The following is a 26295-nucleotide window of genomic DNA, read 5'->3' as shown; positions in this document are numbered from 1 at the left end:
CAGTCGCGTTAACGGCCGGTTCAGCAAAATCCTTTATTGAATTCTTCTAATCCAACCCATAGATCCTCCCTCACCAAACAAGCGGCGCAACCGTGACGATAAAATCTTCCATCGAAAGGCATTCCTCCATGGGCAAGCCCATCGCCCTCTTTTTTGCATGCGCAGCGCTGATCATCCTCGCGGGCTCCTTCATGGCCCCGACGACGGGCGCAGCCGGCAAGAGCGAATGCACGCCCGCATACGGCGTCGACCCGTGCAGCACGGCATCCATCCATCACTGACATGATCGGGAAGTCGGCGGCCTTTTGAGCCGCCTTCTTTTTACGCTCCCAGCAGCAGGGCGATCAGGCCCGCGGCGCCGATGACGATTCGCCAGTAGGCGAACGGCGCATAGCCCCGGCTCGATACGAAATCGAGCAGCGATCGCACCACCACGATGGCGGTGACGAAGGCAGCGACGAAACCGACAGCGATCAGGGCGCCGTCGTCGAAACTCAACACATTGCGGTTTTTATAAAGATCGAGCACGAAGGCGCCGAGCATGGTCGGCATGGCGAGGAAGAACGAAAATTCCGCCGCCGAGCGCTTGTCAGCGCCGAGCAGCAGCGCGCCGACGATCGTCGCGCCGGATCGCGACGTGCCGGGGATCATCGCCACGCATTGGAACAGCCCGATCTTGAACGCGAGCGACGGCGGATAATCCATCACGTCGTGGTATTTGGGCTGGAACTTGATCCTGTCGACCACAAGCAGCACGAAGCCGCCGAGGATCAGCATGACACAGATCAGCATGGGTGTTTCGAACAGCACGGCCTTAATGAAGCTGTGGGCCAAAGCGCCGATCACCGCCGCGGGCAGGAATGCGATCAGCACCGTTGCCACGAACCTGCGCGCCTTGGGACTGGTCGGCAGATCGGCCGCGATCTGCAGCAGCTTGCGGGCATAAACGAGCAGGATGGCGAGGATCGCACCGAGCTGAATCAGGACCGCGAAAGTGTTGCCGGGGGATTGGAAACCGAGGAAATGACCAGCCAAAAGAACGTGGGCGGTCGAGGAAACGGGAAGAAATTCAGTGAGCCCCTCGATCAAACCGAGGATGAGCGCACTGATGATGGACTGATCCGCCATTCTTAATCCTTTATTGAGCAGATAAGGGCAGTTTTAAGCAGTTTATGAGCCGTTGCTTGTCTTGGGACTACCAAATCCATATAGCTGCCATATGTCAGGCGGGCGCGCGAGGCGCCCCTGCCCCTCCTATACGAAGTTCGTGAAGTTCAAGTATCCATGCCCACGCTCTATCATCATTCCATGTCTTCGGCCTCCCGGTTCGTCCGGCTGATTCTCGCCGAATACGGCTTTCAGGCGGACTTGCTCGAGGAGCAGCCGTGGGAAAAGCGGCGGGAATTCCTGACGCTCAATCCTGCGGGCACGCTCCCGGTCTATGTCGACGACAGCATGAGAGTGCTTTGTGGCCCTTCCGTGCTCCTGGAATTCCTCGACGAAACCCATGGCGTGCTGAAGCGCGACCGCCGGCTGCTTGCCGAAGACCCGTGGCAACGCGCCGAGATCCGGCGCCTGACGGAATGGTTCCTGCAGAAGATGGAGCAGGATGTCACCCGGCCGCTGACCCGGGAGCGGGTCTACAAGCTGCAGATGACAACCGCCCAGGGTGGTGGCGCGCCGGACTCGAAGGTGCTGCGCACATCCCGCGCCAACATCCGCCAGCATATGAAATATCTCTCCTGGCTTGCCGGATCACGGCCCTGGCTTGCGGGCGACCGCCTGAGCTATGCCGATCTTGCCGCCGCTGCTTCGATTTCGATCCTCGATTATCTTGGCGAGATCGACTGGTCGGAGACGCCGGTCGCCAAGGACTGGTATCAGCGGCTGAAATCGCGACCCTCCTTCCGGCCGATGCTTGCCGAACGCATCCGCGGCCTCACCCCGGTATCTCATTATGCGGACCTTGATTTCTGACGCGACCTCGCGGGAGGAAGAAAAGGCGCTCCGGCGGCGGGAGAAGCTGACCGCCTTCATCCGCGAGAAAGCGGCGGCGCATGGCTTCGATCTTTGCCGGATTACAGGCCCGGACGGCATCCCGCGGGCGCCGGAGCGGCTGGAGATTTTCCTGACCGACGGGCATCACGGCAGCATGGACTGGATGGCGGAGACGAGGCTGCGCCGCGCCGACCCGAAGGTGCTATGGGATCAGGTGCGTTCGATCGTGATGTTCGGGCTGAACTACGGGCCGGACGAAGACCCGCGCGGCGTTCTCGAAAAGCACGACAAGGCGGCGATCTCGGTCTATGCGCGCAACCGCGATTATCACGACGTCATTAAGGGCCGGCTGAAGGAGATCGCCACGCGCTTTGCGGCGCGGGCCGGCGAGGACGTTAAGGTCTTCGTCGATACCGCACCGGTGATGGAAAAGCCGCTGGCGGAGGCGGCCGGGCTCGGCTGGCAGGGCAAGCATACCAATCTCGTCAGCCGCACCCATGGCTCCTGGCTGTTCCTCGGCAGCCTGTTCACCACCGCAGACCTTGTTATGGACGCGCCCGAGACAGACCATTGCGGCTCCTGCCGGGCCTGTCTCGACGCCTGTCCTACGGCGGCGTTTCCGGCTCCCTATCGGCTCGACGCGCGCCGCTGTATTTCATACCTCACGATCGAACACAAAGGTCCGATCGTTCCGGAATTCCGGCCACTGATCGGCAACCGCATCTATGGTTGCGACGACTGTCTTGCCGCCTGTCCCTGGAACAAGTTTGCGGCGAGCGCCTCGGAGATGAAGCTGCAGGCGCGCGAAGACCTGAAGGAGCCGTCGATCGCGTTTCTGCTGACCTTGGACGATGCGGCCTTCCGGACCTTCTTCAGCGGTTCGCCGGTCAAACGCATCGGCCGCGACCGGTTCATTCGCAACGTGCTGATCGCCGCCGGCAATTCCGGCGATGCCAGCCTCATCGCACAATGTCTCGAACTTGCAGGCGACCCCTCGCCCACGGTGCGCGGTATGGCTATATGGGCCCTGAAGCACCTTATGACGGATATGGACTTCGCGCAGTTTGCCGAGGCACGCGGCGCCGAAGAGGATCCGGAAGTGCTGGAAGAATGGCGATTGGCGGGAGCGGGCTGATGGATGTGATGATCTTCGGATGCGGCTATTCGGGCCAAGCAATCGCCGAGGCTTTCAAATCCGAAGGCCATCGGGTCTCCGGCACGGTCAGAACGGCCCACAAGGCACTGGAACTCGCTGCCCGTGACATCAAGGCCTTCGTGTTCGACGGCAGCCCGTTCAGCGAAGAACTGCTGACAGAGCTTCGGGAGACGACACATCTGGTACAGTCGATCCCGCCCGGCACCGAGGGCGATCCGCTGCTGAAGCTCGTGTCCGGACGGCTGCGCGCGCTTTGCCCGAAACTCGAATGGGTGGGTTATCTCTCGACCGTCGGCGTTTATGGCGATCATGGCGGCGGCTGGGTCACCGAGGAGACCCCCGGCAGCCCGATCCACGGCCGGTCGATCGAACGGGGCGATACGGAAGATGCCTGGGCTGCCGAAGGGCGGGCCGCCGGCCTGCCTGTGGCGAGCCTGCGCCTCGCTGGCATCTACGGGCCAGGCCGCAACGCCTTCGTCAATCTCGCACGGGGTACGGCGCGACGTATCATAAAGAAAGAGCAGGTCTTCAATCGCATCCGCGTCGAGGACATCGGCCGCGCGGCGCTCTTCCTCGCCAAGGGCAATATGGGCGGCCTATATAATGTCACCGACGACGAACCCGGTCCGCCGCAGGATGTCATCGTCGAGGCGGCACGGCTGATGGGTGTCAAACCGCCGCCGGAACAGGATTTCGAGACTGCCGACATGACGTCAATGGCGCGCTCCTTCTATGGCGCCAACAAGCGGGTTTCGAATGCCAAAATCCGCGCTGCAGGGTTCCAATTCCGCTTCCCGAATTACCGGATGTCGCTCGCCGAAATGTGGACTTCGGGCCATTGGCGAGGATAAAATTCCCATTTTGAAACGGTTGAAATTTCCATCTTCTGGCGCCTTTCCGGTTATAATTTCTTAATACCTGAGGCTTGATGTCACAAAATTTGCCCAAATGAGGCAAGGAATCTCGCAAAACAACAAATTTTTTTCTGCGATTTACGTGATCGCAGACTCTCTCCGAGTCTTACCGGAACCATATTCCTCTTTCTGACTGTTTTTAAAGGTTTTCTTCCGGAGAAGCTTAGCTGGCTTCTTAAAAAGATCGACGGCAATCTAATCACAAATGTTACATACTGTAATGTTCCGTGATCGATAGCCCCACTTTTTCGCCACTTTTCGCCCCGCTTAGCCATTTTGCACGCAACGTGCAGGGACAAAACGAACGGGGACGACCGACTTGACAACAATTCGACGCTCGACTTTCGCCGCGGCCTCCATTGCTGCTTTTGCAACTCTCGGCGCCGCGCAAGCCAATGCTGCGCCTGGATGCGGTCACGCATCCTGGTATGCCCTCGGATCCAAGACCGCATCCGGGGAGCGAATGAACCCTTCTCTGATGACAGCGGCCCATCGGACGCTGCCATTCGGCACCAAGGTTGTCGTGACGAACAAGCGCAACGGCAAAAGTGTTGTCGTTCGCATCAACGACCGCGGGCCATTCATCCGCGGCCGGGTGATCGACGTTTCCAAGGCCGCCGCCAAGAACATCGGCATGATCAGCTCCGGCACCGCCCAGGTCTGTTACCAGATCGTCGACGCCGGCGATCAGAAGGTCCCGGGCAAGGGCCTGAAAGCGATCGAAGGCTGAGGCTGGCCGGAGAGACGGTTTAGACCGGCCTATTGCCCTATCGCGCGATCACGGTTACGACCCGTGCCACACGGGTGCAACCGATACGGAGAGCGACATGCGATTGGGCGGACGAATTGCCGGAGCCATTGAGGTGCTGGCCGATATCGAGACGCGCAGGCGCCCTGTCGCCGATGCTCTCAAGGACTGGGGCCTCGCCCATCGTTTCGCCGGTTCCGGCGATCGTGCCGCAATAGGCAACATCGTCTACGACGCATTGCGCATGCGGCTGTCGCATGCCTGGCTCATGGACGACGAAAGCCCGGCGGCCCTCGCCTACGCGGTCCTGATCCGGCAATGGGGCTTCACACCCGAGGCACTCCAGGCCGAGTTTACCGACGACCGCTTCGCGCCGCCGGCTCTGACCGAGGCGAACCTCTCGTCGCTCGCCTCCCGCAATCTCGAGGATGCACCCCTGCATGTGCAGGGCGACATACCTGACTGGATCCAGCCGTCCTTCGAAGCCAATTTCGGCGAGGACTGGCTCGTTGAGGCCAAGGCACTGGCCGACCGCCCGACCCTCGATCTGCGCGCCAACACGCTGAAGGCGTCTCGCGAGAAGGTCGTCAAGGCGTTGGAACGCTCGAACGCCAAGGCTTCGCGCATCGCCCGCAACGGCATCCGGATTGCCGCCGGCGAAGGAGCGTCCCGCCTGCCCAACATCACCGCCGAGCTTTCGTTCCAGAAAGGCTGGTTTGAGGTTCAGGACGAAGGCTCGCAGATCGTCGCCGAGCTCGTGCAGCCGGGCGAACACGACCAGGTTCTCGATTATTGCGCCGGCGGCGGCGGCAAGACGCTCGCCATGGCGGCCGCCATGCACAACAAGGGCCAGATCCACGCCTATGACGCCGACCGCAAGCGGCTGGCGCCGATCATCGAGCGGCTGCGGCGCGCGGGCACCCGCAATGTGCAGGTGCACGACGACGCGCGCCAGCTCAACGCCCTGAAAGGCAAGCTCGATGCGGTCCTGGTCGATGCGCCCTGCACCGGCACCGGCACCTGGCGCCGCCGCCCGGACACCAAATGGCGGCTCACGCCCAAAAACCTCGACGAGCGCATTACCCAGCAGCAGGAAGCGCTTTCCGAAGCCGCCGTATTCGTGAAGCCGGGCGGTGCACTTCTCTATGTTACCTGCTCCATCCTGCCGGAGGAGAACGATGCCCAAGTCTCGCGCTTCTGCGCCGAAAACCCGGAGTTTTCCATCGCGCCCGCAGCGGTGCATTGGGACGGCATTTTCGGAAAGGACGCGCCGCGGCCTCGCTCGAAAGATGCACTGACCGTAACCTTGACGCCCGCAAGTACCGATACGGACGGATTCTTTTTCTGCCGCATGCAACGCAAAGTTTGAGTGGGACAGGATCAAAGTCAAAGTCGAGTTCTACTTTCAAATTATTCTAAACTAGATAGTTTGACACCAGTTTCCAATTGCGCGATGAACCCTTTGACGGCCGGGGAGAGATCCGGGCCGTGAAGGAGAGGGACATGATCCGCAAGACCGTTCTCGGCGCCGCCCTGGCGCTTTTCGCCGCCTCTGCGGCGTTCGTCGTGACAGAGGCGCAGGCCGCCACCACATCCGCTGCCGTCCTCAAGCATTATGCCGAGCTGGCGCATGCGAAATACGAGGACTCGCTGACAACAGCGCAGGCCCTCGACAAGGCAATCAACGCATTCCTCGCCAAGCCCGGCGAAGAGACGCTGAAGGCTGCCAAGGACGCATGGATCGCCGCCCGCGTTCCCTACCAGCAGACAGAAGTCTATCGTTTCGGCAACTCGATCGTCGACGATTGGGAAGGCAAGGTGAATGCCTGGCCGCTCGATGAAGGCCTGATCGACTATGTCGACGCCTCCTACGGCAAGGAAAGCGACGAGAATGCACTCTATACCGCTAACGTCATTGCCAACCCGAAGATCAAGGTCAACGGCAAGACGCTCAACCTTTCGAAGTTCGACGCCAAGACGCTGCGCAGCCTGAACGAGGCCGGCGAGATCGAGGCGAACGTCGCGACCGGCTACCATGTCATCGAATTCCTGCTCTGGGGCCAGGATCTGAACGGCACCGGGCCGGGTGCCGGCAAGCGTCCCTATACGGACTACGACAAGGCCAATTGCACCAACGGACATTGCGATCGGCGCGGCGAATACCTGAAGGCAGCGTCGGCCCTTCTCGTCGCCGACCTGAAGGACATGGTCACCGCCTGGGCCCCGAAGGGCAAGGCGGCCAAGAACGTCGAGGCCAATTCCAAGAAGGGCCTGACCGCCATCCTGACGGGCATGGGCTCGCTCTCCTACGGCGAGCTTGCCGGCGAGCGCATGAAGCTCGGCCTGCTGCTGCACGACCCGGAAGAAGAGCATGATTGCTTCTCCGACAACACCTACAACTCGCATCTCTACGATGCGATCGGCATCAAGTCGGCCTATACGGGCGAATATATCCGCGTCGACGGCACCAAGATGACCGGCCCGTCGCTCTCCGAGCTGGTTGCGGCAACCGACAAGGGGCTCGATACCGAAATGCTTGGCAAGCTGGACGCGACGCTCGCGGCCATGAACGCCATGGCCGACCGGGCGAAGAAGGTCGAGGCCTACGACCAGATGATCGGCGAAAGCAATGTCGAGGGCAATGCGGTCGTCCAGAAGGCGATCGATGGCCTGATCGACCAGAGCAAGAGCATCGAGCGCGTCATTGCGTCGCTGAAGCTAGGCAAAGTAGAGCTTGAAGGTTCCGACAGCCTCGATAATCCTGACGCCGTCTTCAAATAAGCAATGAAAAGGCGGGCCGCGGCTGACCTTCAGCCTGCGGCCCGGTATCCCTATGAGAACGCCCAAGCCTTTCGTCTTCCTGCTGCCGATCCTTTCGGGCGCTCTCTTTCTCATGCCGCTGATCGCGACCGGCGGCGACGCGCTTTTTCCGACCGTCCGCACGGATCTCAATCCGAAGGACCAGAAACGCGTCGAGAGCGTCACGCGCCCGACGACGGATTTTTCCAAGCCCGAGCAGTTCGAGACCATGTCGGGCGGGGCCGCGACCAGCCGCGCCGATGTCAATGGCGATGCCTTCTCGCATTTCTCCGCCAACATCACCTTCGAGGAAGAAGGGACGTTCAAGCTCGGCAATGCGCTGTTCACCAAACTCTGGGTCTCGGCGCCGTCCTCGACACAGGCGTCCGACGGGTTGGGGCCGCTGTTCAACGCGCGCGCCTGCCAGAGCTGCCATCTGAAGGACGGCCGCGGCCATCCTCCGGAAGGCGGCGCCGACGCGACCTCGATGTTCTTCCGGCTCGCTCGTCCGGCGCGCACCGACGAGGAACGCGAAGCGGTCGCCGATTACAGGAAGCTCAATTTCCCCGACGCGATCTATGGCGAGCAGTTGCAGGACCTCGCCGTGTCCGGCCTCGCCTCCGAAGGCCGGATGCAGGTTTCCTACGAGGAAATCCCGGTCAGGCTCGGCGACGGCGAAGTTATCAACCTGCGCAAGCCGACCTATTCGGTCACGGACCTCGGCTACGGTGCGATGGAAGGCGACGTGACGCTTTCGCCGCGGATCGCGCCGCCGATGATCGGCATGGGGCTGATCCAGGCTATCCACGATGCTGACATTCTCGGCCTGGTGGACCCGGACGACAAGGACGGCGACGGGATTTCCGGCAAGCCGGCCATGGTGCGCGACCACAAGACCGGCGAACTGAAGCTCGGCCGTTTCGGCTTCAAGGCGCAGAATGCCTCGGTCCGCGACCAGAGCTCGTCCGCCTTTGCCGGTGACCTCGGCATCTCGACCCCCGACGATCCGTTCGACCACGGCGACTGCACGAAGGCGGAGGCTGCGTGCCTCGCCATGCCGACCGGTGTGCAGCAACGGCTCGGGCCGGTCGAGGCACCCGATCCTGTCCTGCCACTGGTTACCTTCTATTCCGAAAACCTTGCGGTACCGGCCCGCCGCGATATCGGCGACAAGGCGGTTCTGAAGGGCAAGGAATTGTTCTACCAGACCGGCTGCACCGCCTGCCACACGCCAAAATTCGTGACCAGCCGCGATGCCGGCAACAAGGCGCAGGCTTTCCAGCTGATCTGGCCCTATTCGGATTTCCTGCTGCACGACATGGGTGAAGGCCTTGCCGACAGCCAGCCGGTGGGCGTTGCCACCGGCAGCGAGTGGCGCACCCAGCCGCTCTGGGGAATCGGCCTGACTGAAACCGTCAATGCCCACACGTTCTTCCTTCATGACGGCCGGGCGAGAAACCTGACCGAGGCTGTCCTCTGGCATGGCGGCGAGGCGCAGAAGGCCCGCGATGCCTTCGCCGCGCTCGGAAGACAAGACCGTGCCGCCCTCCTCAAATTCCTGGAGTCGCTCTGATGCGCAAGATCCTTTTTGCCGGACTCGTCTCGCTGCTTCCCGCCGCTGCTGTCGCACAGGAAGGTGAACCTGCTCCCTCGGTGGATCTGCCGATGGCTGACGTCACCAGGGTGATGACGGCGGCGGTGGACGGGTTCATCCGACCCGGATACGACGCCTTCCACGAGTCCGCGGGCAAGATGACGACGGCGATGAAGGCGCTCTGCGAGGCACCCTCCAAGACGAACTACGATGCCGCGAAAGGCGCCTTCCGCGATGCGGCGGTCAGCTGGGCGCATATCGAGGTGGTGCGTGTCGGTCCCGTCATCGAGCAGAACCGCTTCGAGCGCATCCTGTTTTATCCCGACCGCAAGAGCACCGGGTTGAAGCAGGTCCAATCGGTCCTCTCCAAGGTCGACGAGACCGCCACCGATCCCGCCACGCTTGGCACCAAGAGCGTCGCCATGCAGGGTTTCGGGGCGCTGGAATACGTGCTTGCGGGCAAGGGCTCCGACGAGCTTCTGAACGCGAAGGACAGTTATCGCTGCCGCTACGGCGCGGCCATCGCCGGCAATATCACCAATGTCGCCAAGGAGCTTTCCGATATCTGGGACGCGCCCGACGGCATACAGAAGACGTGGGAACAGCCTGGAGCCGACAACCTCAATTTCCGCACCGGCGGCGAGGCAATCACGGCGCTGCTCGGCATTCTCGTGCATGGCGCGGAAGCGGTGCGCGACCAGCGGATCGAAACCTTCTACAAGGGCGCCGACAAGGCGAAATTCCCGAAACAGGCCCTGTTCTGGCGCTCGGAGAACACCTGGCCGGCCATCAAGGCCAATCTCGAAGGTCTTTCGATCCTGCTCGAAAAATCCGGTATGGTGGAACTGCTGAAGGAAAAGGACCGGCCGATCGTCGCCGCCACGCAGGCGAAGCTGAAGTCGATGATCGAGCTCTCGGCGAAGATCACGCCGGATCTCGAAAAGGCGGTCGAGAATGCCGCCGAGCGCAAGAAGCTCGATACGCTGCTGGCGGACGGAAAGGACGTGATCACCAAGCTGAACGACGGTTATGGCGGCGCGATCGGGCTCAGTTCCGGCTTCTCGTTTGCGGACGGCGACTAGGACCATGTGGCGCGGCGAGGCCATCGACCGGCGGGGCTTCCTGAGGGCGGCGGGGATCACCTTCACCACCGCGCTAGCGCCCCGCTCGCTGATGGCCCTCGAACGTACCGATGCGGTCTATGCCTCAGGTTTTCGCGCGCCGGACGGCTCGTTCGGCGTCGCCACCGTTTCGGAACGCGGCGAGATCATCGACCGCGTCGCCCTTCCTGCCCGCGCCCACGGCATGGCCTATAGCACCGCCACCGGCCGCACCGTCGCCTTCGCCCGCCGTCCCGGCACGTTTGCCATGGTGTTCGATCCGTCGCGGCAGACGGAACCGGTGATGATCACCTCCCCGGAAGGCCGGCATTTCTACGGGCACGGCCATTTCTCGCCGGACGGGACGCGGCTTTATGCCAGCGAGAACGATTTCGACGGCAATCGCGGCATGATCGGCGTCTACGACGCGCGAGACAAATTCCGCCGCATCGCAGAGTTCGACGCGCACGGCATCGGCACCCACGACATGACCGTCTCCGACGATGGCAAGCTGCTGGTCATCGCCAATGGCGGCATCGAGACTCATCCGGATTTCGGGCGCACCAAGCTCAATGTCGACCGCATGGAACCGTCGCTGGTTCTGCTCGATGCCACATCCGGCGCCCTCATCCAGCGGCACCGCCTGCCCGCTTTGCTCAAACAGCTCTCCACCCGCCATCTCGACATCGCGGAAAACGGCCGGATCTGGTTCGCCTGCCAATGGGAAGGCCCGCGCAACGCGCTGCCGCCGCTCGCCGGCTGGTTTGCCAAGGGCGAGGACCTGTCCTTCGTCTCGCTGCCGGAGGAAACAACGGTCCGCCTTGGCAACTACGTCGGCGCCATCGCCGTCAACCGTCGCGACAACGTCGTTGGCCTCACCTCCCCGGTCGGCGGGGCCGCGGTCACGCTCGACGCGAAAACCGGGGCCGTGGTGAAGGAAGAGACCGTCCGCGAGGCCGCCGGCGTCGCCCCCGCCATCCACGGTATTGCGGTTTCCTCCTATGACGGGCAGTTCAACGAGACACGCAGCCAAGTCGCCTGGGATCAGCACATAGTGAGGCTGGGCTGACCTTTCCCCGTTGCGGAAGCGCCCTAGTTGCGGCCGCATGAACAAAACAGTCGTTATGATCCTCTTCATCGTCGCCTGCGTCGCACTCGGCGCCTTGAGCGGCGCAAGCAACCAACCTGGCGAGTGGTACCAGTCGCTCGACAAACCGTCCTTCAATCCGCCGGGCTGGATTTTTGCGCCCGTCTGGACGGTCCTTTACGTCCTGATCGGCGTCGCACTTTCCGAGACATGGTATGACCAGAACAACGGCCGCCGCCTCGTTCTCTTTGCCGTCCAGGCCGCGCTCAACCTTCTGTGGTCGCCGGCCTTCTTCGGCCTCCAGAGCCCTGCTCTCGGCCTCGTCGTCATCGTGCCGCTGCTGGTCTCGATCCTGCTGTTCATCGTCGCCAGCTGGCGAGAAAACCGTAGGGCTGCATGGCTTTTCGTGCCCTATGCGCTCTGGGTCGCGTTCGCCACGCTCCTCAACCTGTCAATCGTCCTCATGAATTAAGCACGCTCCATCGTACGGCTTGCCGAACATCGCCCGCCATGCCAATTTCGCATCTGCGAAAGGGGCGGGACATGGACGGGAGAGACACGGGCGATTTCCGCGAACGGGTGCGCCAGAGCTTTGGTCGACAGGGCGCGATGGCGATGCTGGGTGCCGAGCTGACACGCGTCGAACAGGCTATAGTCGAGATCGAGCTGCCTTTCGACATCAAGCTTACCCAACAGCACGGTTTTCTGCATGCCGGCGTGATTTCCGCGGCACTTGATGCCGCCTGCGGTTATGCCGCCTATACCGTCATCGAACCGGAAGCCTCGATCCTCACCATCGAGTTCAAGGTGAATCTGATGTCGCCCGGCCGCGGCGATCGTTTTCTGTTCCGTGGCGAAATCACCAAGCCGGGCTCGACGATAATAGTCGCCGACGGCCGCGCCTATGCGATCGGCGACGGCCCCGCCAAACTCATCGCTTCCATGACCGGCACCATGATGGTGATACGGGGCCGAGAGGACGTAACTGGATGACTTCTCCCCTTCCCCTCGGCGAGCCGAGCCTTGCCGGCGGTAAATCCATTCTCTTCGTGATGGCGGTCGATGCCGAGTACGGCCCGGCGCTGAAATCCCGCATCAAGCCGCTGATGACCGGCGTCGGCCCGGTCGAGGCAGCCGTCCTGCTGTCCCATGCGCTGACACGCCTGGAGGCGACGGACGACCTGCCCGATCTCGTCGTTTCGCTCGGCTCGGCCGGTTCCCGCAATCTTGAGCAGACCGAAATCTATCAGGCCTCGTCGGTTGCCTATCGCGACATGGACGCCTCGCCGCTCGGGTTCGAGAAGGGCCGCACGCCCTTCCTCGACCATCCGGCGATCATGCCGCTCCCCTTGCGTATTCCCGGCGTCAGGGAAGCCTCGCTATCGACCGGGGGCAATATCGTCTCCGGTGCCGCCTACGATCTCGTCGGCGCCGACATGGTCGACATGGAAACGTTCGCGGTGCTGCGCTGTTGCCAACTTTTCGGCCTGCCGCTGATCGGCCTGCGCGGCATTTCGGACGGCAAGGAAGAGCTGAAGCATGTCGGCGACTGGACCGAATACCTGCATGTGATCGACAAAAAGTTGGCGGATGCGGTCGACAGCCTGTTCGAGGGATTGGAGGATGGCGCTATCGTCCTCTGAAGGCGCGATTTTCGCCGCGTTCCCCGTTGCCAGAAAGGCGAAGTTTCTTTAAAGGCTCGCCATGACCCAGATAGCTCATCCCGACAGCATCCTCATCATCGATTTCGGCAGCCAGGTGACGCAGCTCATCGCGCGTCGCATCCGTGAAGCGGGCGTCTACTGCGAAATCCACCCTTTCCAGCATGCAGGCGCAGCATTCGAGAAACTTCAGCCCAAGGGTGTGATCTTCTCCGGTGGCCCGGCATCGGTCACCACCGAAGGCAGCCCCCGCGCACCGCAGGCGGTGTTCGACAGCGGGGTTCCGATCCTCGGCATCTGTTACGGCCAACAGACGCTCGCAACCCAGCTCGGCGGTGTCGTCGAAGGCGGGCATGCAGCTGAATTCGGCCGCGCCGACGTGGAGATCAAGGCGAAGAGCCCGCTGTTCGAAGGTTTCTGGGAAGTCGGCGGCCGCTATCCCGTCTGGATGAGCCATGGCGACCGCGTCACGCAGCTTCCGGACGGTTTCGAAGTCATCGCGACTTCGGAGAATGCGCCTTTCGCCATCGCGGCCAACGAAAGCCGGCACTACTACACCACCATGTTCCACCCGGAAGTGGTGCATACGCCCGACGGCGCCAAGCTGCTCTCCAATTTCGTGCACAAGATCGTCGGGCTGAAGTCTGACTGGACGATGTCTGCCTATCGCGCCGAGATGATCCGCAAGATCCGCGAACAGGTCGGCAAGGAACGGGTCATCTGCGGCCTCTCCGGCGGCGTCGATTCCTCGGTTGCGGCGGTGCTGATCCACGAGGCGGTCGGCGACCAGCTGACCTGCATCTATGTCGACCACGGCCTGATGCGCCAGGGCGAGACCGAGCAGGTCGTCGGCATGTTCCGCGACAACTACAATATCCCGCTCGTGCATGTGGATGCGTCCGACCTGTTCCTGACCCAGCTTGCTGGCGTTTCCGATCCGGAAGTGAAGCGCAAGACGATCGGCCGCCTGTTCATCGAAGTCTTCGAGGCGGAAGCCGCAAAGATCGCCGCCGACGGCAAGGGTTCCCCGGCATTTCTGGCCCAGGGCACGCTCTATCCGGACGTGATCGAAAGCGTCTCCTTCTCGGGCGGGCCTTCGGTAACGATCAAGAGCCACCACAATGTCGGCGGCCTTCCCGAACGCATGAACATGAAGCTGGTCGAGCCGCTGCGCGAGCTCTTCAAGGACGAAGTGCGCGCACTCGGCCGCGAACTTGGCCTGCCGGAGAGCTTCATCGGCCGCCATCCCTTCCCGGGTCCGGGCCTTGCGATCCGCTGCCCAGGCGGCGTCACCCGCGAAAAGCTCGATATCCTGCGCAAGGCCGATGCGATCTACCTCGACGAAATCCGCAAGGCTGGCCTCTATGACACGATCTGGCAGGCCTTCGCCGTACTTCTGCCGGTGCAGACGGTCGGCGTCATGGGTGACTACCGCACCTACGACTTCGTCTGCGCGCTACGCGCCGTCACCTCGGTCGACGGCATGACTGCGGACTTCTATCCCTACGACATGAACTTCCTCGGCCGCACAGCCACCCGCATCATCAACGAAGTCCGCGGCATCAACCGCGTCGTTTATGACGTGACCAGCAAGCCGCCCGGCACGATCGAGTGGGAGTGAAGGGGATACAAACGGCGGCAATAGCGTAGTTTCGTCGGTGGTTTTCGCTGTCGCGTAATTGTCCTTCGTCCGTATTTCACTGCCATTGAGCTGGCGTTCTCCATTCTGCTTCGCACGTCCGATCTGCGCGTACTTCCAGGATGACGTAAAGTGGATCTAGAGGGCCGGAGTGCAGTTTGGCGTGCAGAAGGGCTTGCGCCCTCAATTCGGCCGTTGGGCGCTTTGGTTGATAATCCCGAAACTTGCCGTTCATTCATCTTGGTCAGCGCTGCGTCTGGAAGCTCTGACTTGAGGACCTACCTGCAGTTCGCAGCGATCACCGCCCCGGCTCAGCCACCAGCGATTTTGTAAGGCGCGCCGCCAGCTGTTCTCCCGCTTGCTTGGCGGCGGCGTGCGCCTGCTTAAGATTGGATGCCGCGAGGTCCCGCAGAGAGGCCATAGCGGGATTAACATCAGCGAGGGTCAGCTCGACATCGATGAGTTGGAGGTCCAATCCCCAGCTGTCTTCGAAGATGCGCCTAAGCCAGGGCGTCGCGTGGTCCCAGCCTTCCTTAGGCATGCCAGGGCCGTACGCGCCTCCACGCGCTGAGATCAGAAAGGCGGGACGCTTCGAGATCGGCGACGGCACCTTAACGGTGAAACGCGGTTCGGTGACCAGAAGGTCAATCCACGCCTTAGCGTGTTGCGAAACAGCGTAATTGTAGAGCGGAACCGAAAAAATGAAGGCATCTGCTGCCAGCATCTCATCGGCCAATTTGGTTGCCAGCGCTGCCGCCTCCACCTCCTCCGTCGTGCGTTCGCTGAGGGCCTTTGGACCAGCCTGCACGGCACGGCCCCAAGCTGTTGCAGGCAGGGGTGAAAGGCCAACGTCCCGCCTCACGACATCCAGCTCCGCCAGTTGCGTTCGGATAGAGTCCTCGAGCGTTGAAGCTAGCGCGCGGCTTTGAGAGCCGACGGCACGAATGCTTGCATCCAAACGAAAAATCGTCGTCACGGCTCAAGCCTTCCTCGTGTTGAGAAAGGCGACCAGCGCCTCATTCACTGCCTCAGACGCCTCGAGCTGTGGCCAGTGCCCGACGCCCTCAAGTGGTAGGAACCCCTGGAGGTTTGGCACGGCTGGCTTGAGATCTTCCTCGTTCAGAGCTCGCATCTTAACCATGCTGTCTGCTGTGCCATACGCAAAGAAGGCTGGCTGTTGGATCTTCGCCCCGGCAAATGCTTTTGCTTGGTCGAAATAGGGCTGCATGCCGCGATAGATATTCAGTGGGCCGTGGAAGCCATCACGCTGGAAGCCTGCGATCATCGTCTCGGCGTCCTCGCGGTCAGCGAAGGGCGGGATGCCGATCGGGGATGGCCGGTGCATATCTTTGCTTGGATCCATCGGACCCCATGCTTCGGAGGCATCGGGCAACCCCGACATCCAATAGAGAGCACCCGGAAAAGTCGTGGCCGCATCCGCCCACTCCTGGTCGGCCTCCGGCTTCATGTGGCGGAACATATAAAAGGCGCCCTCCTTGCCGGCGGCCTTCAGCATTTCGAGCATGCTGGGCCCCGCACCCGGTAGCACCGGAGGGACACTGAGGCCGAAGACCGCGTCAAACAGATCCGGACGCATCACCGCCGCGTTCCAGCTCACCGTCGCACCGAAGTCGTGGCCGACCAGGGTAGCGCGCTCGATCCCGAGTTTTGCGAGGATGCCGACAAGGTCCCCTACATGGTAGAGAACCGTGTAAAGCGCGGCGTCTTCAGGTTTGGAGCTATCGCCGTAGCCACGCGTATCGAACGATATCGCGCGGTAACCCGCGGCCGCGACTGCCGCCATCTGCCGGCGCCAGCCCCGCCATCCGTCAGGAAAGCCGTGGACGAACAGCACAGCCGGGCCCTCGCCTTGCTCGACAACGTTCAGCTTGACGCCATTGGCTTCTACAAAGGTCTGCTTCAGCGATTTATTCCGATCCACGAAAGTCATCTTTCATGCTCCATTTGAATTGTGAAATTGACCCACGCGATGCGGCGACCGCTGAGATCGATCTGTGAAGTACACAGTTCGATAATAGTTCGCGTGCGATCGAGATGGGGTTCGGCTTTACTTTGAACTCTCTATCATCCGTCTCTGAGTCAGGTCGCAGACTAGCCGCTGCCTGACTCCGAGAATTGATGTCAGCGCCGGATCGAGTTACTTCCCTGCGAATTGGATCTTCGGAATCGGCTCATGTTTGCGCACAGCCGCGACCGCAATGGCCATTCCCTCTGCGCCATCCTTGGTGTCGAGGACGCCAGCGCCGAGCTGGGTGGAGATTATGTCGGCAGCCGCAACGCCGCCGGTGGCCCAGGTGCGGATGAGTGTGCGCGCCTTGCCGTACGCGAGGGTCGGCCCTGTCGCGAGATGCCGCACGAGTTCGTCGGAGACCTCCTCCAACTTGCCGTCAGGCGCTGAATGGGTTGCGATACCCAGATCGACTGCGATCTTTCCGAAAATTGGCTCCGAAAGCAGGACGAAGCGAGTAGCGAGTGTTTTGCCGACGCGGTCGGCGAGCCGCTGCACCCCGCCTGCCATTGGAATGCCGCCGACCGACACTTCCGGGAGGACGAGCATCGCCGACTCTGCGACGACCAGAAAATCGAACGCCAGGAGCAGTTCGAAACCGCCGCCCAAGGCCATCCCTGCTACCGAAGCAACCGTGGGGACGGGCAGTTCCTCGATGAGGCGGATCGAAGCCAGGATGTCGGCCGCAAACGCTTCGAGAAATTTCGAGCCCTTGTCACCGATGGCGCCCAGATCGTCTGCCACGGCGATGTTGCCGGACGCGGACGTCAAGTGAAGGACGCGGATGTCGCTTACATATGCCTGGCGAACGGCGGCCCGCAGCGACGAGGGAAAGTCGGACCCTGGCTCGCTGTCTGCATCACCGAGCAAGATCAGTTTGCCCACCGCACCGTGTTGCTCGAAGCGGAACGAACTCATGTTTTACCTCCTGGTTTGCTGACTATCTAGCCAGGCAGGCCTAACACCTGCTACAAAATGGCCCGCGTCTCACGTCACGATTGGCGGATGACCAAAGCCTGTTATGTTATGTACGTTACAGAATGGAGTGCTGTCAATGGCCCGCCCCCGCGCGTTCGAAGAAAGCGAAGTGCTAGATCGCGCGGCGGACGTATTCGGTCGCCGGGGCTACGACGGCTCAACCATGGCGGAACTGACGGCAGCAATGGGTTTGAACTCTCCCAGCATCTACGCGGCTTTCGGAAGCAAGCGCGGGCTTTTCGACGCTGTTCTCGGCCGCTGTAGTGCGCGCGAGGACGAGCACTGGGAGTGGGCGCTCACAGCCCCCACGGCCGAAGAAGTTGTCAAGCGCTTGCTCACGACCTCGCCAGCGCAGGAGTCCAGCCGCATACTCGTTCATGCGGGCTTGGCAATGGGCAGTGAGAATGCCGACATTCCCGCTGCCCTGCTTCATCGCCGCCAATTGGCAGAACTGAAACTGCGAGACCGGTTCGAAGAAGCCAAACGGAGTGGCGAACTCCCTGTGGACGCTGATGCCTCAGGGCTGGCGAGCTATGTGACGTCAGTTCTCGGAGGTCTCGCCGTGAAAGCCGCCGGCGGCGCGCCGCACGACGACTTGCGAGAGGGTGCCGAACAGGCGATGGCGGCCTGGCGGGCGATCAGCGACGTTGCGGCCGCCGCGAGCGCTTCAACGAGGGGGGCGGCGCCGGCAGGCGAGTTAGGCCGCGACCCGCGAAGGTTCAGCGCCGACACAGCGCTCGATGCAGCCATGAAGGTCTTTTGGACCAAGGGTTTCGCGGGCGCATCGTTGAATGATCTCACTGAGGCGATGGGAATCACTCGACCCAGTCTCTACGCCGCATTCGGCAACAAAGAAGCCTTGTTTTTCAAGGCCCTCGATCTCTATCAGTCACTTCGTAAAGACTACCTAACTGAAGCGCTCCAGGCTCCGACGGCGCGAGGCGTTTTCGAAGCGCTGCTCAGGGGAGCGCTACGCGATCAACAGGCAGAGGGGCAACCGCGCGGCTGCCTCATGGTTCTTAACGCAATGCAAGGCGGTGATGAGGCGCAGCCCATTCGCAACGAAGTTCTCAGGCGCCAGGCCATCGGGCGCGACTTGCTCGCGGCCCGGTTTGAGCGGGCCAAGCGCGACGGCGACCTGTTGCCGACCATCAATGTCGAAGGTCTCGTGCGCTTTGTCCAATCCCTGATGCACGGCATCCTCACGCAGGGAGGGGCCGGCGCAAGCCAACGTGAGCTTGAGGCGTTGGTTGAGAGCAGCTTGGCTATGTGGACCGCATCCGCCCAATTACCGATCGGTAAAGATTAGGTATAGCTAATCTGTCGATATCTTTACCGATCGGTAGATTGCCCTTTGCTGTCTGGGGCCTGCCGGGGTGGGAGCAGCCATCGCGGACGCCACAATTCCCGAAGACGACCACTCGCTACGCTCACGATTTCCGTGAACCAAGCACGCGCGGCGATTGGTTCAACGACAATGTAACCGTCCTATGTGTACGCCATAGCCCGCTAATTCCCGATTGGTCGTCGTGAGGGCTTCCACCTTGGCTGTAGTGCAGCAGAAGACGGCCGACCGGTCCAATTCGAATTGACCTCCGATGTGCGCTCCAAACGTGAGAGATGACTTGCTCCCAGTGGTGTTATGAATCTGCCGCGGAGGACGTGGTGTCGCCACAGCAACCGGGAAACGATGGTAGTCGTCGAAGGAAAATTCACTGCATGGCTCGAAGAAAGCTGGCGGACGTATGGGCCAGGTGAAATCATAGCCTTGCAAACTGCTCGCCACTCATCAGGTCTCTGACAGACTTATCATTATAAGCACCGGTGATATCTTCATGCGCACATGCCTGCTCGCTGCTCTCCTCCTCATCGCCGTCATGCCTCTTACTGTTTCTTCCGCAATGCCTTGCGAAGCGCAGACTGCTTGTCCGGTCAAGGAGGGAAACTATCGGATCGCGTTGCCGCACGATGGCGACATTCGCGGCGTCTTTGTCTATTTCCATGGTTTCAAAAGCTCCGCCGGGTTGCAGATGCAGCAACGCTCCCTGGTCGAAATGACGCTCGCGCATCATCTGGCCTATGTAGCCGTCGATGGCATCGACGGAAGTTGGGCGTTTCCTCACGCCCCCCGCCAGGGTCGCGATGAGAAAGCGTTCATCGCGAATGTCTTTGATGACCTGCGGCAACGCTACGGTTTTACCCCGGACAAGACGGTGATCGGGGGTTTTTCCATCGGCGCATCGATGGCTTGGTACACCGCCTGCCAGCAGGGGGAGAAAGCCGCGGCGATGGTGACTTTCTCCGGCGTGTTCTGGAATCCTCTTCCAAAACCGGATGACTGCGTCGCCGATCTTCCTCCAATGGTACATTTTCATGGGACCGCTGATCAGACATTTCCGCTCGCCGGTCGGGCGATTGGCACCAAATTCCACCAGGGTGATGCGCTCAAAAGCTTGGCCATTCTGCGTGAGCGCGCCAAATGCGACATGAAGGCTGCGAAGAAAGTCACGCTGGATAGCATCGAGTGCGACGATGTCCCGGACTGCATTCGGGGCGACAGTGTCATGTGCATCCATAACGGTGGCCATGAGGCACGGGCCGATATGCTTGATGCTGGCCTGACAGCGGTGGGCTTTCCCAAATAAACACTGGGCTGCAAAAAAACGAAGATCCTTTGTAACAACTGCCTGCATTCCCACGAATTAGCAGGCAGCAAGGTCGCAAACCTGATCCGACGCGATGTTGACGGATCGTTCGAGGATGACAAAGGAACCCCTCATGCTGCAGTCAATTACATGTCCAAATATCGGCCATGCCATCGTTCATCATTTCGGAGAAGGTGCGGCTATCTGGGGGCAGGCTATCACTCCGAGCATTGCTCATCTGGTTCAGACGCAGCGGGCGTTAGCGATCGATTTTTCCCGGATACGCCACGGTATCGTGTTCGAGACCGTCTCGAGTGTTGCGATGCTTCCCCATGTCATCGATGGATCCACGTTTCGCATACACGTCGAAAGCACGGCGTTTCGCCGCACCATTGTCCGACGCGAAGCGGCGGTGGAGGCCTTCGTTCGCTGCGATACAGGCGCCGGTTGCACTCTCAATATTTGGGGCCGTGTCGCGACGGAAAGCCCATCGCAGCAGTCAGATCAACTGGCAGCTATCGAGGATAAAACTGCCGCCACCGTACCTGTGATTTTCACCGTGACATTCTGGGAGATATCGCGTGCGCCGAACGCCCGCATGGAGCAGATGATCAGGCAAGTGTCCGAGAAGGACCGCAAAATCCGGGAGCTGGAATTGAAGCTGGCGCTCTCGATGTGTTCGCAATGAACTCATGTTCAGACAGACGCATGCGCAGCCGTAGAATTGATTGTTCCATACGAGGAGTTACCATGCAGAGTTCAGACAGCCCGGCGATAAAGAATGAAGCGGCGCCGCGCTGGCGTCAAATCGGACTGTGGAGCGTCAAGCTTCTCCTTGCTGCGGCCTTCATCGCAGCCGGCAGTGCCAACCTCTACGGCCTGCCGATATTGGTTCAGAACTTCGAGCAGATCGGGCTCGGGCAGTGGTTTCGGTATTTCACCGGAACACTCGAGTTGATCGGCGCGGCCGCGCTACTCGTCCCGGCTGTGGCCTCGCTCGGTGCGCTTTTGCTCGCCGCGATCATGGTCGGCGCCACCTTGACCCATCTCTTCGTGCTGCCGGGCTCGCCCGTCCCCGCGATCGTGCTTTTCGCGCTGAGCGTGATGGTAGCCTGGGCGCATCGCGACCAGAACCCGGCGCTGGCCAGCAAGATCCTCGTCGACCGCGACTGAGGACACGGAAGTCGTCAACGCCCTCACGGGCGGCAAAGCATGCGTCGCGACGTGGCGCAAGCTGCCTGGGGGTGGGCCATTTCTGGTTATGGCGGAAGCGCTAATGTAACGTCTACGCATCCCGTGACGAGCAAGACAGGCCGCTTTCGTTCAACAGGAGGATAACATCATGACGATCTCATTACGCCCCATTCTGCCGCTTGCAGCGGCTCTCACACTTTCCTTCGTCTCTGTCGGCTATTCCGCGGAGGTTTTTACGACGAATGGTGTGGCCATCAACGGCTATGATCCCGTCGCCTATTTCACAGACCATAAGCCGGTGAAAGGGTCGGATAAATATAAGGCAACCTACCAAGAGGCGACATTCCACTTTGCATCCGCCGCACATCGCGATGCATTCACCGCCAACCCCGGGTATTTTGCTCCGCAGTATGGCGGCTATTGCGCTTTTGGGACGGCGCAGGGCTACAAGGCGTCGACCGAACCCCAAGCCTTTACCGTGGTCGATAACAAGCTCTACCTCAACTACAATGACAGCGTCCTCAAGACGTGGAGAGGGGATGTCAGCGGGTATATCAAAAAGGCCGACGCAAACTGGGGTACGGTCAGGGTGCAACCTGATCCGTAAGTCCCGATGCCGACATGAATCACCTATCCGACCCATTGCGGATAGGGACCTTTCAGGTTGATGACGGCGACGCCCGCCGGCGCTTGCCCTCAACTTTGTCGGCACGTCGCTCTTCGTCATCGGCAAGACAATTTGCGCGACGCGATCAAGCGACAGTTTAAGTCCGGCGAGCAGCTTCGAGCATCGTGAGGTCGCGAAGGATGGCGTCCTTATCCTGATCGACATGCGGCGGCGCCCGATCGAAACGAACCGGGGTTGCGGACATTTTGAGCGGGTTGCCGAGCAGGCGGACGATTTGTCCGTCCACTGTTTCCATGGGCATGATCATTTCACGCGCCAAGGTATGCGGATTGGCCACGACCTGATCGATCGTGGCGACCCGGCCTGCAGGGATTTCGGCATGGACAAGGCGCTGCTCCCAGCTTTCTGCGGTGTCGGCTTGTAGAGCCTCCGTCACAAGCCGGTCCAGTGCATCAACATGAGCAACGCGATCACGGTTGCGGCGAAACCGCTCGTCGCCCGCCAGACCGGGACAGCCGATCGCCGTACAGAAGCGGGCGAACTGCTGATCGTTTCCGACCGCGATGGCGATTTCGCCAGCAGCCGTTGTAAAGGTCTGGTAGGGAGCGATGTTGGGATGCCGGTTGCCGATCCGCCCTGGCACCTTTCCCGAAACCAGATGGTTCGTCGCGGCATTGATAAGCCAGGCAACTTGGCTGTCATAAAGCGCCAGATCGATATACTGGCCTTCGCCCGTGCGGTCGCGATGGCGGAGAGCGGCGAGGATGCCGACGGTCGCATACATGCCGCACATCACGTCGGCGATGCCAAGGCCGACCTTGAGGGGCCGGCCACCGGCCGCATCGCTTTCGCCGGTGATGCTCATGATGCCGCCCATCGCCTGGACGAGAAAATCATAGCCGGTTCTCTCGGCATAGGGTCCGGTCTGGCCGAAACCGGATATCGCACACCAGACGATATCCGGCTTGATCTTGCGAATATCCTCATAGCCGAGTCCGCGGCGGTCGAGATCGCCCGGCTTGTAGTTTTCGATCACCACGTCCGAGACAGCCGCCAGCCGCTCGACAAGCGCAACACCTTCATCGCTGGCGAGATCGATGGCTATCGACCGCTTGTTGCGGTTGGCGGACAGGAAATAGGCGCTGAGATCGCTGTCGCCGCCGTCGGCATCCGGCACGAAGGGCGGCCCCCAACTACGGGTGTCGTCGCCAATATCAGGCCGCTCGGCCTTGATGACATCGGCACCGAGATCGGCGAGCAGCTGCGTGCAGGTTGGTCCAGCGAGAATCCGCGACAGGTCGAGAATGCGCAGACCTTCGAGGCTGGCGGGTTTTTGATGGTCAGACATTCGGGATTCTCACGATTTCCAGGGGGAACTCTTGAACCAGCGTAGGAGATAGGCGGTTCCTATAAGCACGCCGAAGCCAGTCAGGTTTCCAATTACCTCGGCAGAAACGGTGCGACCGGCATGATCAAGCGCAATACCGATCGGCTGGGCGATCACAATACCGGTGATGAAGACGGCGAGCGATTGCTGTCCAACGACCGTCAGAACGCGCACGGCAGAGCCGCGCAGCCGGGAGCCTTTCTTGCCGACGAGATGTACGGCGATGTAGCAGAGCGCCATGAAATGAACGAAGCGCAGCAGGCCGAAATCGGTCTTGTCGGTCAGCGGAGCGATCCGCGCAGCGGTCATCTGGAGAAACGGATGCATCTCCTGAAACCGTACCCAGGCAAAAGGAATTGTTGCTATCAAGGTGATGGCGGCCAGCCCCATCAGGCGGCGATCGAAACGGGGCGCTGGCAGGGTGCCGCGCATCAGGAAAAACCCGGTGAAGAACAGGAGCTGCCAGCCGAACGGATCGAAGAACCAGGGGCGATCCGACCATGGCTCGGCCGGGAGCTGTGTCAGCTCGAATTGCGTGGCGAGCCACAGGGTGATCATGGCGGCAAACGGCAGGAAGCGGTGGATTTTTGACGCAAGGATCATCGCCGGCATCAATGCCAGAATGACGATATACATCGGCAGAATGTCGAAATAGTTCGGCACGTAGGTCAGGGTCAGCAGACCGACCAGCAGCTGGCCCGGGTTCTGCATGAACGGCACGAGGTTCAGGCTTTCGACGTAGGTGACGCCATCGTATCGTGTCCCCGCGACGACCATGATGGCTGTGACGGTAATGAAGACGGCGATGTGAGCCCAGAAGATCTGCCAGATGCGTTGCGCCACGCGCGCTATGAGGGCGACCGGACCGTTGCGGTCGAAAGTCGATCCGAAAGCGACGGCAGAAGCCATCCCTGATTGGAAGACGAACATCTCGGTCGCGTCTGAAAAGCCGAAGCGGGCCGGGATCCAGAGCGCCCAATTATTGTTAGGGATATGAGCGAGCAGGATGATAAGCATGCCGACGCCGCGAAAGAAATCGAGGCGCGGATCCCGCGGACGCTTTGTCCTGTGACCGGCCGGCGGTGCCGCCTGGGCGTGATCAGAAGGCGCCGTTGTAGGCGCTTGCGTCGAACCTGCAGGCGATGAGACTGAAGGCTGGGCGTTTACCGGCTGCCTCAAGCTCGTTGCGGAAGTCATCACAATTCTCCACATTGACGCCATAGCCGCCGAACCCTCGTGCGACGGCTGCAAAGTCAGTTTCGCCGAGCGTGACGCCGGCCGATTTCAGACCGGCGGATGCCTGCTTCAGCGCAATCAGCGCTAGGCTGCGATCCTGAAAAAGCACGATGGTGATGGGCAGATTAAGATCGCGTAGCGTAGCTAGCTCGCCGATTCCCATCTCAAGACCTCCGTCGCCCATCACGGCGAAAACCGGACGTAATGGATCGGCGACCTTGGCACCGATCGCAAGCGGCAAGGCCGCGTTCATGGTGCAAAAGCCCGCTGATTGCAGCAATGACATCGCCCGCTGAGCAACCCATTTTTGCGACAGGAGAATGCGATGCGCTCCGCTGTCGACGGTGACGATTGCTTCCTGACCGGCGACGGCATTGAGGGCCTCGATAATTGCGTGCGGTCCCCAACTGCCATTGCTTGCGAATAAACGGGCAAGTTCGTTTTTCACGGCGGCGGGTTCGCCAGCCGTCCAGGTCTTGTGCCCCGCGTGAATATCGGCCAGCGCCTGTAGAAAAGAGCGAGGTGCAGCCTGGATTCTGGTGCCGGCATGATGCATGCCGTGGTCCGGGGCAGTGTCGGAAATCTCCACAAGCTTTGCTGGATCTCCGACGAAATCCAGCCAGCCGAGCCGCATTTCGATTGGGTCGTACCCAATCAACAGGACCAGATCCGAATCCCGGACCAGGTTCAGAAGAATTTGATCCGCCAGCGGTGACAATCCGGCGGCGCCAAGCGACAGCGGGTGGTTCTCGGGGATGATGCCCTTGGCCTTATATGTTGTGATGACCGGCGCGCCAATTTTTTCGACCAGATGCTGGAGTGCCGGACCGGCATGATCTCGCACGGCGTCAAGACCAGCGATAAAAAGCGGTCGTTGCGCCCGGCCAATCCTCTCGGAAAGTGTGTGAACGGTCGGATCCGTCATTGTTACCGAGGGCTTCAGAAGCTTCGGAGGCGAAATGACATTCAAGGTTGGCGAGACCGTGGCAGCCGTCGCCGGAGACAGGTCGAGATGGACGGGACCCATCGGCTCTGTCATGGCAAGCGCGAGTGCACGAGCGACCGTGGAAGCAGCGCTCTCGGGCTCGATTTCGAAAGAAGCCTTGACCAGCGGTCGCAGCAACTGCGCATGGTCGATCACCTGATGGGTGTAACGCGCGCGGGTCGGACGGTCGACAATGCCTGATAGGACGATCAAGGGGACGCGCTCCTGGGCAGCGTCGGCGATGCCGTTGACCGCATTGGCAAGGCCCGGGCCCACGGTCGTCACGAGAAGTTCCGGATTTTGCGTCATCGCGCTCGCGCCCGCCGCCATGATCGCCGCCGCGGTTTCATGGCGCGCAAGGTGAAAGGTGATGCCGGAGGCCTCCAGGCCGTCGATCAGCGTGACCACTTCTCCGCCCGGCATGCCAAAGGCATGACGGACGCCATGGGCATGAAGCGTCCTGGCGACGATGTCGGCAACTCTCGGCGTTACGAAGCTTTCCGCGGTCACTATAAAT

Annotated in this window: 26 protein-coding genes; 19 read left to right on the top strand and 7 right to left on the bottom strand. The window is 61.1% G+C overall.

Features of this window, described 5'->3' with window-relative positions:
* Positions 1-128: 128 nt before the first annotated feature.
* Positions 129-281: a hypothetical protein gene (locus C5J26_RS15075; RefSeq protein WP_007763306.1), complete on the top strand. Its 153-nt coding sequence runs from the start codon at positions 129-131 to the stop codon at positions 279-281.
* A gap of 40 nt (positions 282-321) precedes the next feature.
* Here the strand turns inward: C5J26_RS15075 and C5J26_RS15070 are convergent, their stop codons facing one another.
* On the bottom strand, positions 322-1128 hold the full coding sequence (locus C5J26_RS15070; protein ID WP_105402459.1) for an undecaprenyl-diphosphate phosphatase: 807 nt from the start codon (positions 1126-1128) through the stop codon (positions 322-324).
* Between the two features lie 156 nt (positions 1129-1284).
* On the opposite strand from C5J26_RS15070, the gene C5J26_RS15065 reads away from it, so the two are divergent.
* The 13 genes from C5J26_RS15065 to guaA all read left to right on the top strand — a co-directional run bounded on the left by C5J26_RS15065 (position 1285) and on the right by guaA (position 14678).
* Positions 1285-1977 carry a glutathione S-transferase family protein gene (locus C5J26_RS15065; protein ID WP_046667341.1) on the top strand — a complete coding sequence of 231 codons (693 nt, stop codon included), beginning with the start codon at positions 1285-1287 and terminating at the stop codon, positions 1975-1977.
* A complete protein-coding gene (gene queG, locus C5J26_RS15060) occupies positions 1958-3133 on the top strand; it encodes a tRNA epoxyqueuosine(34) reductase QueG (protein ID WP_105402458.1) in 1176 nt (391 codons plus the stop codon). The genes C5J26_RS15065 and queG overlap by 20 nt, the downstream gene beginning before the upstream one ends.
* The gene (locus tag C5J26_RS15055; RefSeq protein ID WP_105402503.1) at positions 3133-4005 is read left to right on the top strand and encodes an SDR family oxidoreductase; all 873 of its coding nucleotides are present in this window, start codon (positions 3133-3135) and stop codon (positions 4003-4005) included. Before queG ends, C5J26_RS15055 begins: the two co-directional genes overlap by 1 nt.
* Positions 4006-4387: 382 nt before the next feature.
* On the top strand, positions 4388-4798 hold the full coding sequence (locus C5J26_RS15050; protein WP_046630324.1) for a septal ring lytic transglycosylase RlpA family protein: 411 nt from the start codon (positions 4388-4390) through the stop codon (positions 4796-4798).
* A gap of 97 nt (positions 4799-4895) precedes the next feature.
* Positions 4896-6185: an RsmB/NOP family class I SAM-dependent RNA methyltransferase gene (locus C5J26_RS15045; RefSeq protein ID WP_105402457.1), complete on the top strand. Its 1290-nt coding sequence runs from the start codon at positions 4896-4898 to the stop codon at positions 6183-6185.
* 134 nt (positions 6186-6319) lie between these two features.
* On the top strand, positions 6320-7597 hold the full coding sequence (locus C5J26_RS15040; RefSeq protein ID WP_105402456.1) for an imelysin family protein: 1278 nt from the start codon (positions 6320-6322) through the stop codon (positions 7595-7597).
* 52 nt (positions 7598-7649) lie between these two features.
* The gene (locus C5J26_RS15035) at positions 7650-9188 is read left to right on the top strand and encodes a di-heme oxidoredictase family protein (RefSeq protein ID WP_105402455.1); all 1539 of its coding nucleotides are present in this window, start codon (positions 7650-7652) and stop codon (positions 9186-9188) included.
* Positions 9188-10291, top strand: a complete 1104-nt coding sequence (locus C5J26_RS15030) for an imelysin family protein (protein ID WP_105402454.1) — start codon at positions 9188-9190, stop codon at positions 10289-10291. Before C5J26_RS15035 ends, C5J26_RS15030 begins: the two co-directional genes overlap by 1 nt.
* Before the next feature lie 4 nt (positions 10292-10295).
* A complete protein-coding gene (locus tag C5J26_RS15025; RefSeq protein ID WP_105402453.1) occupies positions 10296-11378 on the top strand; it encodes a DUF1513 domain-containing protein in 1083 nt (360 codons plus the stop codon).
* Positions 11379-11415: 37 nt separating this feature from the next.
* Positions 11416-11868: a TspO/MBR family protein gene (locus tag C5J26_RS15020; protein WP_105402452.1), complete on the top strand. Its 453-nt coding sequence runs from the start codon at positions 11416-11418 to the stop codon at positions 11866-11868.
* A gap of 71 nt (positions 11869-11939) precedes the next feature.
* Positions 11940-12389, top strand: a complete 450-nt coding sequence (locus tag C5J26_RS15015; RefSeq protein WP_105402451.1) for a PaaI family thioesterase — start codon at positions 11940-11942, stop codon at positions 12387-12389.
* Positions 12386-13039 (top strand): 5'-methylthioadenosine/S-adenosylhomocysteine nucleosidase, encoded by a 654-nt coding sequence (locus C5J26_RS15010; RefSeq protein ID WP_105402450.1) that lies wholly within the window; start codon positions 12386-12388, stop codon positions 13037-13039. Before C5J26_RS15015 ends, C5J26_RS15010 begins: the two co-directional genes overlap by 4 nt.
* Positions 13040-13100: 61 nt before the next feature.
* A complete protein-coding gene (guaA, locus tag C5J26_RS15005; RefSeq protein WP_105402449.1) occupies positions 13101-14678 on the top strand; it encodes a glutamine-hydrolyzing GMP synthase in 1578 nt (525 codons plus the stop codon).
* A 316-nt stretch (positions 14679-14994) separates the two neighbouring features.
* Here the strand turns inward: guaA and C5J26_RS15000 are convergent, their stop codons facing one another.
* The 3 genes from C5J26_RS15000 to C5J26_RS14990 form a co-directional block, all read right to left on the bottom strand.
* Entirely contained in the window at positions 14995-15672 is a 678-nt protein-coding gene (locus C5J26_RS15000; protein ID WP_105402448.1) for an FMN-dependent NADH-azoreductase, read from the bottom strand.
* A 3-nt stretch (positions 15673-15675) separates the two neighbouring features.
* Positions 15676-16647: an alpha/beta fold hydrolase gene (locus tag C5J26_RS14995; RefSeq protein WP_105402447.1), complete on the bottom strand. Its 972-nt coding sequence runs from the start codon at positions 16645-16647 to the stop codon at positions 15676-15678.
* A 207-nt stretch (positions 16648-16854) separates the two neighbouring features.
* On the bottom strand, positions 16855-17643 hold the full coding sequence (locus C5J26_RS14990) for an enoyl-CoA hydratase/isomerase family protein (RefSeq protein ID WP_105402446.1): 789 nt from the start codon (positions 17641-17643) through the stop codon (positions 16855-16857).
* A gap of 136 nt (positions 17644-17779) precedes the next feature.
* Between C5J26_RS14990 and C5J26_RS14985 the strand changes: the two genes are divergently transcribed.
* The 5 genes from C5J26_RS14985 to C5J26_RS14965 all read left to right on the top strand — a co-directional run bounded on the left by C5J26_RS14985 (position 17780) and on the right by C5J26_RS14965 (position 22149).
* Positions 17780-19012: a TetR/AcrR family transcriptional regulator gene (locus C5J26_RS14985; protein ID WP_105402445.1), complete on the top strand. Its 1233-nt coding sequence runs from the start codon at positions 17780-17782 to the stop codon at positions 19010-19012.
* Positions 19013-19538: 526 nt separating this feature from the next.
* The gene (locus C5J26_RS14980) at positions 19539-20348 is read left to right on the top strand and encodes a PHB depolymerase family esterase (protein WP_105402444.1); all 810 of its coding nucleotides are present in this window, start codon (positions 19539-19541) and stop codon (positions 20346-20348) included.
* Between the two features lie 133 nt (positions 20349-20481).
* On the top strand, positions 20482-21036 hold the full coding sequence (locus tag C5J26_RS14975) for a hypothetical protein (RefSeq protein WP_105402502.1): 555 nt from the start codon (positions 20482-20484) through the stop codon (positions 21034-21036).
* A gap of 62 nt (positions 21037-21098) precedes the next feature.
* Positions 21099-21521, top strand: coding sequence for a DoxX family protein (locus tag C5J26_RS14970; protein ID WP_105402443.1), 423 nt, complete (start codon positions 21099-21101; stop codon positions 21519-21521).
* 169 nt (positions 21522-21690) lie between these two features.
* Positions 21691-22149, top strand: a complete 459-nt coding sequence (locus C5J26_RS14965; RefSeq protein WP_105402442.1) for a YHS domain-containing (seleno)protein — start codon at positions 21691-21693, stop codon at positions 22147-22149.
* A 157-nt stretch (positions 22150-22306) separates the two neighbouring features.
* On the opposite strand, the gene C5J26_RS14960 is transcribed toward C5J26_RS14965, so the two are convergent.
* From C5J26_RS14960 to C5J26_RS14950, 3 genes are read right to left on the bottom strand one after another with little or no spacing between them, the layout of a single operon-like run.
* Positions 22307-23518, bottom strand: a complete 1212-nt coding sequence (locus tag C5J26_RS14960; RefSeq protein ID WP_105402441.1) for a CaiB/BaiF CoA-transferase family protein — start codon at positions 23516-23518, stop codon at positions 22307-22309.
* A 9-nt stretch (positions 23519-23527) separates the two neighbouring features.
* On the bottom strand, positions 23528-24736 hold the full coding sequence (locus C5J26_RS14955) for an OpgC family protein (RefSeq protein ID WP_256386081.1): 1209 nt from the start codon (positions 24734-24736) through the stop codon (positions 23528-23530).
* Positions 24657-26288, bottom strand: a complete 1632-nt coding sequence (locus C5J26_RS14950) for a thiamine pyrophosphate-binding protein (protein WP_105402439.1) — start codon at positions 26286-26288, stop codon at positions 24657-24659. The genes C5J26_RS14955 and C5J26_RS14950 overlap by 80 nt, the downstream gene beginning before the upstream one ends.
* Positions 26289-26295: the final 7 nt, after the last annotated feature.

It is taken from the genome of Neorhizobium sp. T7_12 (assembly GCF_002968535.1).
GTDB classification, from domain to species: domain Bacteria; phylum Pseudomonadota; class Alphaproteobacteria; order Rhizobiales; family Rhizobiaceae; genus Neorhizobium; species Neorhizobium tomejilense.
This window is presented reverse-complemented; position numbering and strand designations above follow the sequence as displayed.

Excerpts from the sequence above, each read along its gene's own strand:
- C5J26_RS15040 (WP_105402456.1), top strand. The coding sequence starts at position 6,320 with ATGATCCGCAAGACCGTTCTCGGCGCCGCCCTGGCGCTTTTCGCCGCC.
- C5J26_RS15045 (WP_105402457.1), top strand. The coding sequence starts at position 4,896 with ATGCGATTGGGCGGACGAATTGCCGGAGCCATTGAGGTGCTGGCCGAT.
- C5J26_RS15035 (WP_105402455.1), top strand. The coding sequence starts at position 7,650 with ATGAGAACGCCCAAGCCTTTCGTCTTCCTGCTGCCGATCCTTTCGGGC.
- C5J26_RS15075 (WP_007763306.1), top strand. The coding sequence starts at position 129 with ATGGGCAAGCCCATCGCCCTCTTTTTTGCATGCGCAGCGCTGATCATC.
- C5J26_RS15020 (WP_105402452.1), top strand. The coding sequence starts at position 11,416 with ATGAACAAAACAGTCGTTATGATCCTCTTCATCGTCGCCTGCGTCGCA.
- C5J26_RS14960 (WP_105402441.1), bottom strand. The coding sequence starts at position 23,518 with ATGTCTGACCATCAAAAACCCGCCAGCCTCGAAGGTCTGCGCATTCTC.
- C5J26_RS14995 (WP_105402447.1), bottom strand. The coding sequence starts at position 16,647 with ATGACTTTCGTGGATCGGAATAAATCGCTGAAGCAGACCTTTGTAGAA.
- C5J26_RS15010 (WP_105402450.1), top strand. The coding sequence starts at position 12,386 with ATGACTTCTCCCCTTCCCCTCGGCGAGCCGAGCCTTGCCGGCGGTAAA.
- C5J26_RS15015 (WP_105402451.1), top strand. The coding sequence starts at position 11,940 with ATGGACGGGAGAGACACGGGCGATTTCCGCGAACGGGTGCGCCAGAGC.
- C5J26_RS14990 (WP_105402446.1), bottom strand. The coding sequence starts at position 17,643 with ATGAGTTCGTTCCGCTTCGAGCAACACGGTGCGGTGGGCAAACTGATC.
- guaA (WP_105402449.1), top strand. The coding sequence starts at position 13,101 with ATGACCCAGATAGCTCATCCCGACAGCATCCTCATCATCGATTTCGGC.
- C5J26_RS15065 (WP_046667341.1), top strand. The coding sequence starts at position 1,285 with ATGCCCACGCTCTATCATCATTCCATGTCTTCGGCCTCCCGGTTCGTC.
- C5J26_RS14965 (WP_105402442.1), top strand. The coding sequence starts at position 21,691 with ATGACGATCTCATTACGCCCCATTCTGCCGCTTGCAGCGGCTCTCACA.
- C5J26_RS15055 (WP_105402503.1), top strand. The coding sequence starts at position 3,133 with ATGGATGTGATGATCTTCGGATGCGGCTATTCGGGCCAAGCAATCGCC.
- C5J26_RS15025 (WP_105402453.1), top strand. The coding sequence starts at position 10,296 with ATGTGGCGCGGCGAGGCCATCGACCGGCGGGGCTTCCTGAGGGCGGCG.
- queG (WP_105402458.1), top strand. The coding sequence starts at position 1,958 with ATGCGGACCTTGATTTCTGACGCGACCTCGCGGGAGGAAGAAAAGGCG.
- C5J26_RS14975 (WP_105402502.1), top strand. The coding sequence starts at position 20,482 with ATGCTGCAGTCAATTACATGTCCAAATATCGGCCATGCCATCGTTCAT.
- C5J26_RS14980 (WP_105402444.1), top strand. The coding sequence starts at position 19,539 with ATGCGCACATGCCTGCTCGCTGCTCTCCTCCTCATCGCCGTCATGCCT.
- C5J26_RS15070 (WP_105402459.1), bottom strand. The coding sequence starts at position 1,128 with ATGGCGGATCAGTCCATCATCAGTGCGCTCATCCTCGGTTTGATCGAG.
- C5J26_RS14985 (WP_105402445.1), top strand. The coding sequence starts at position 17,780 with ATGGCCCGCCCCCGCGCGTTCGAAGAAAGCGAAGTGCTAGATCGCGCG.
- C5J26_RS15030 (WP_105402454.1), top strand. The coding sequence starts at position 9,188 with ATGCGCAAGATCCTTTTTGCCGGACTCGTCTCGCTGCTTCCCGCCGCT.
- C5J26_RS14970 (WP_105402443.1), top strand. The coding sequence starts at position 21,099 with ATGCAGAGTTCAGACAGCCCGGCGATAAAGAATGAAGCGGCGCCGCGC.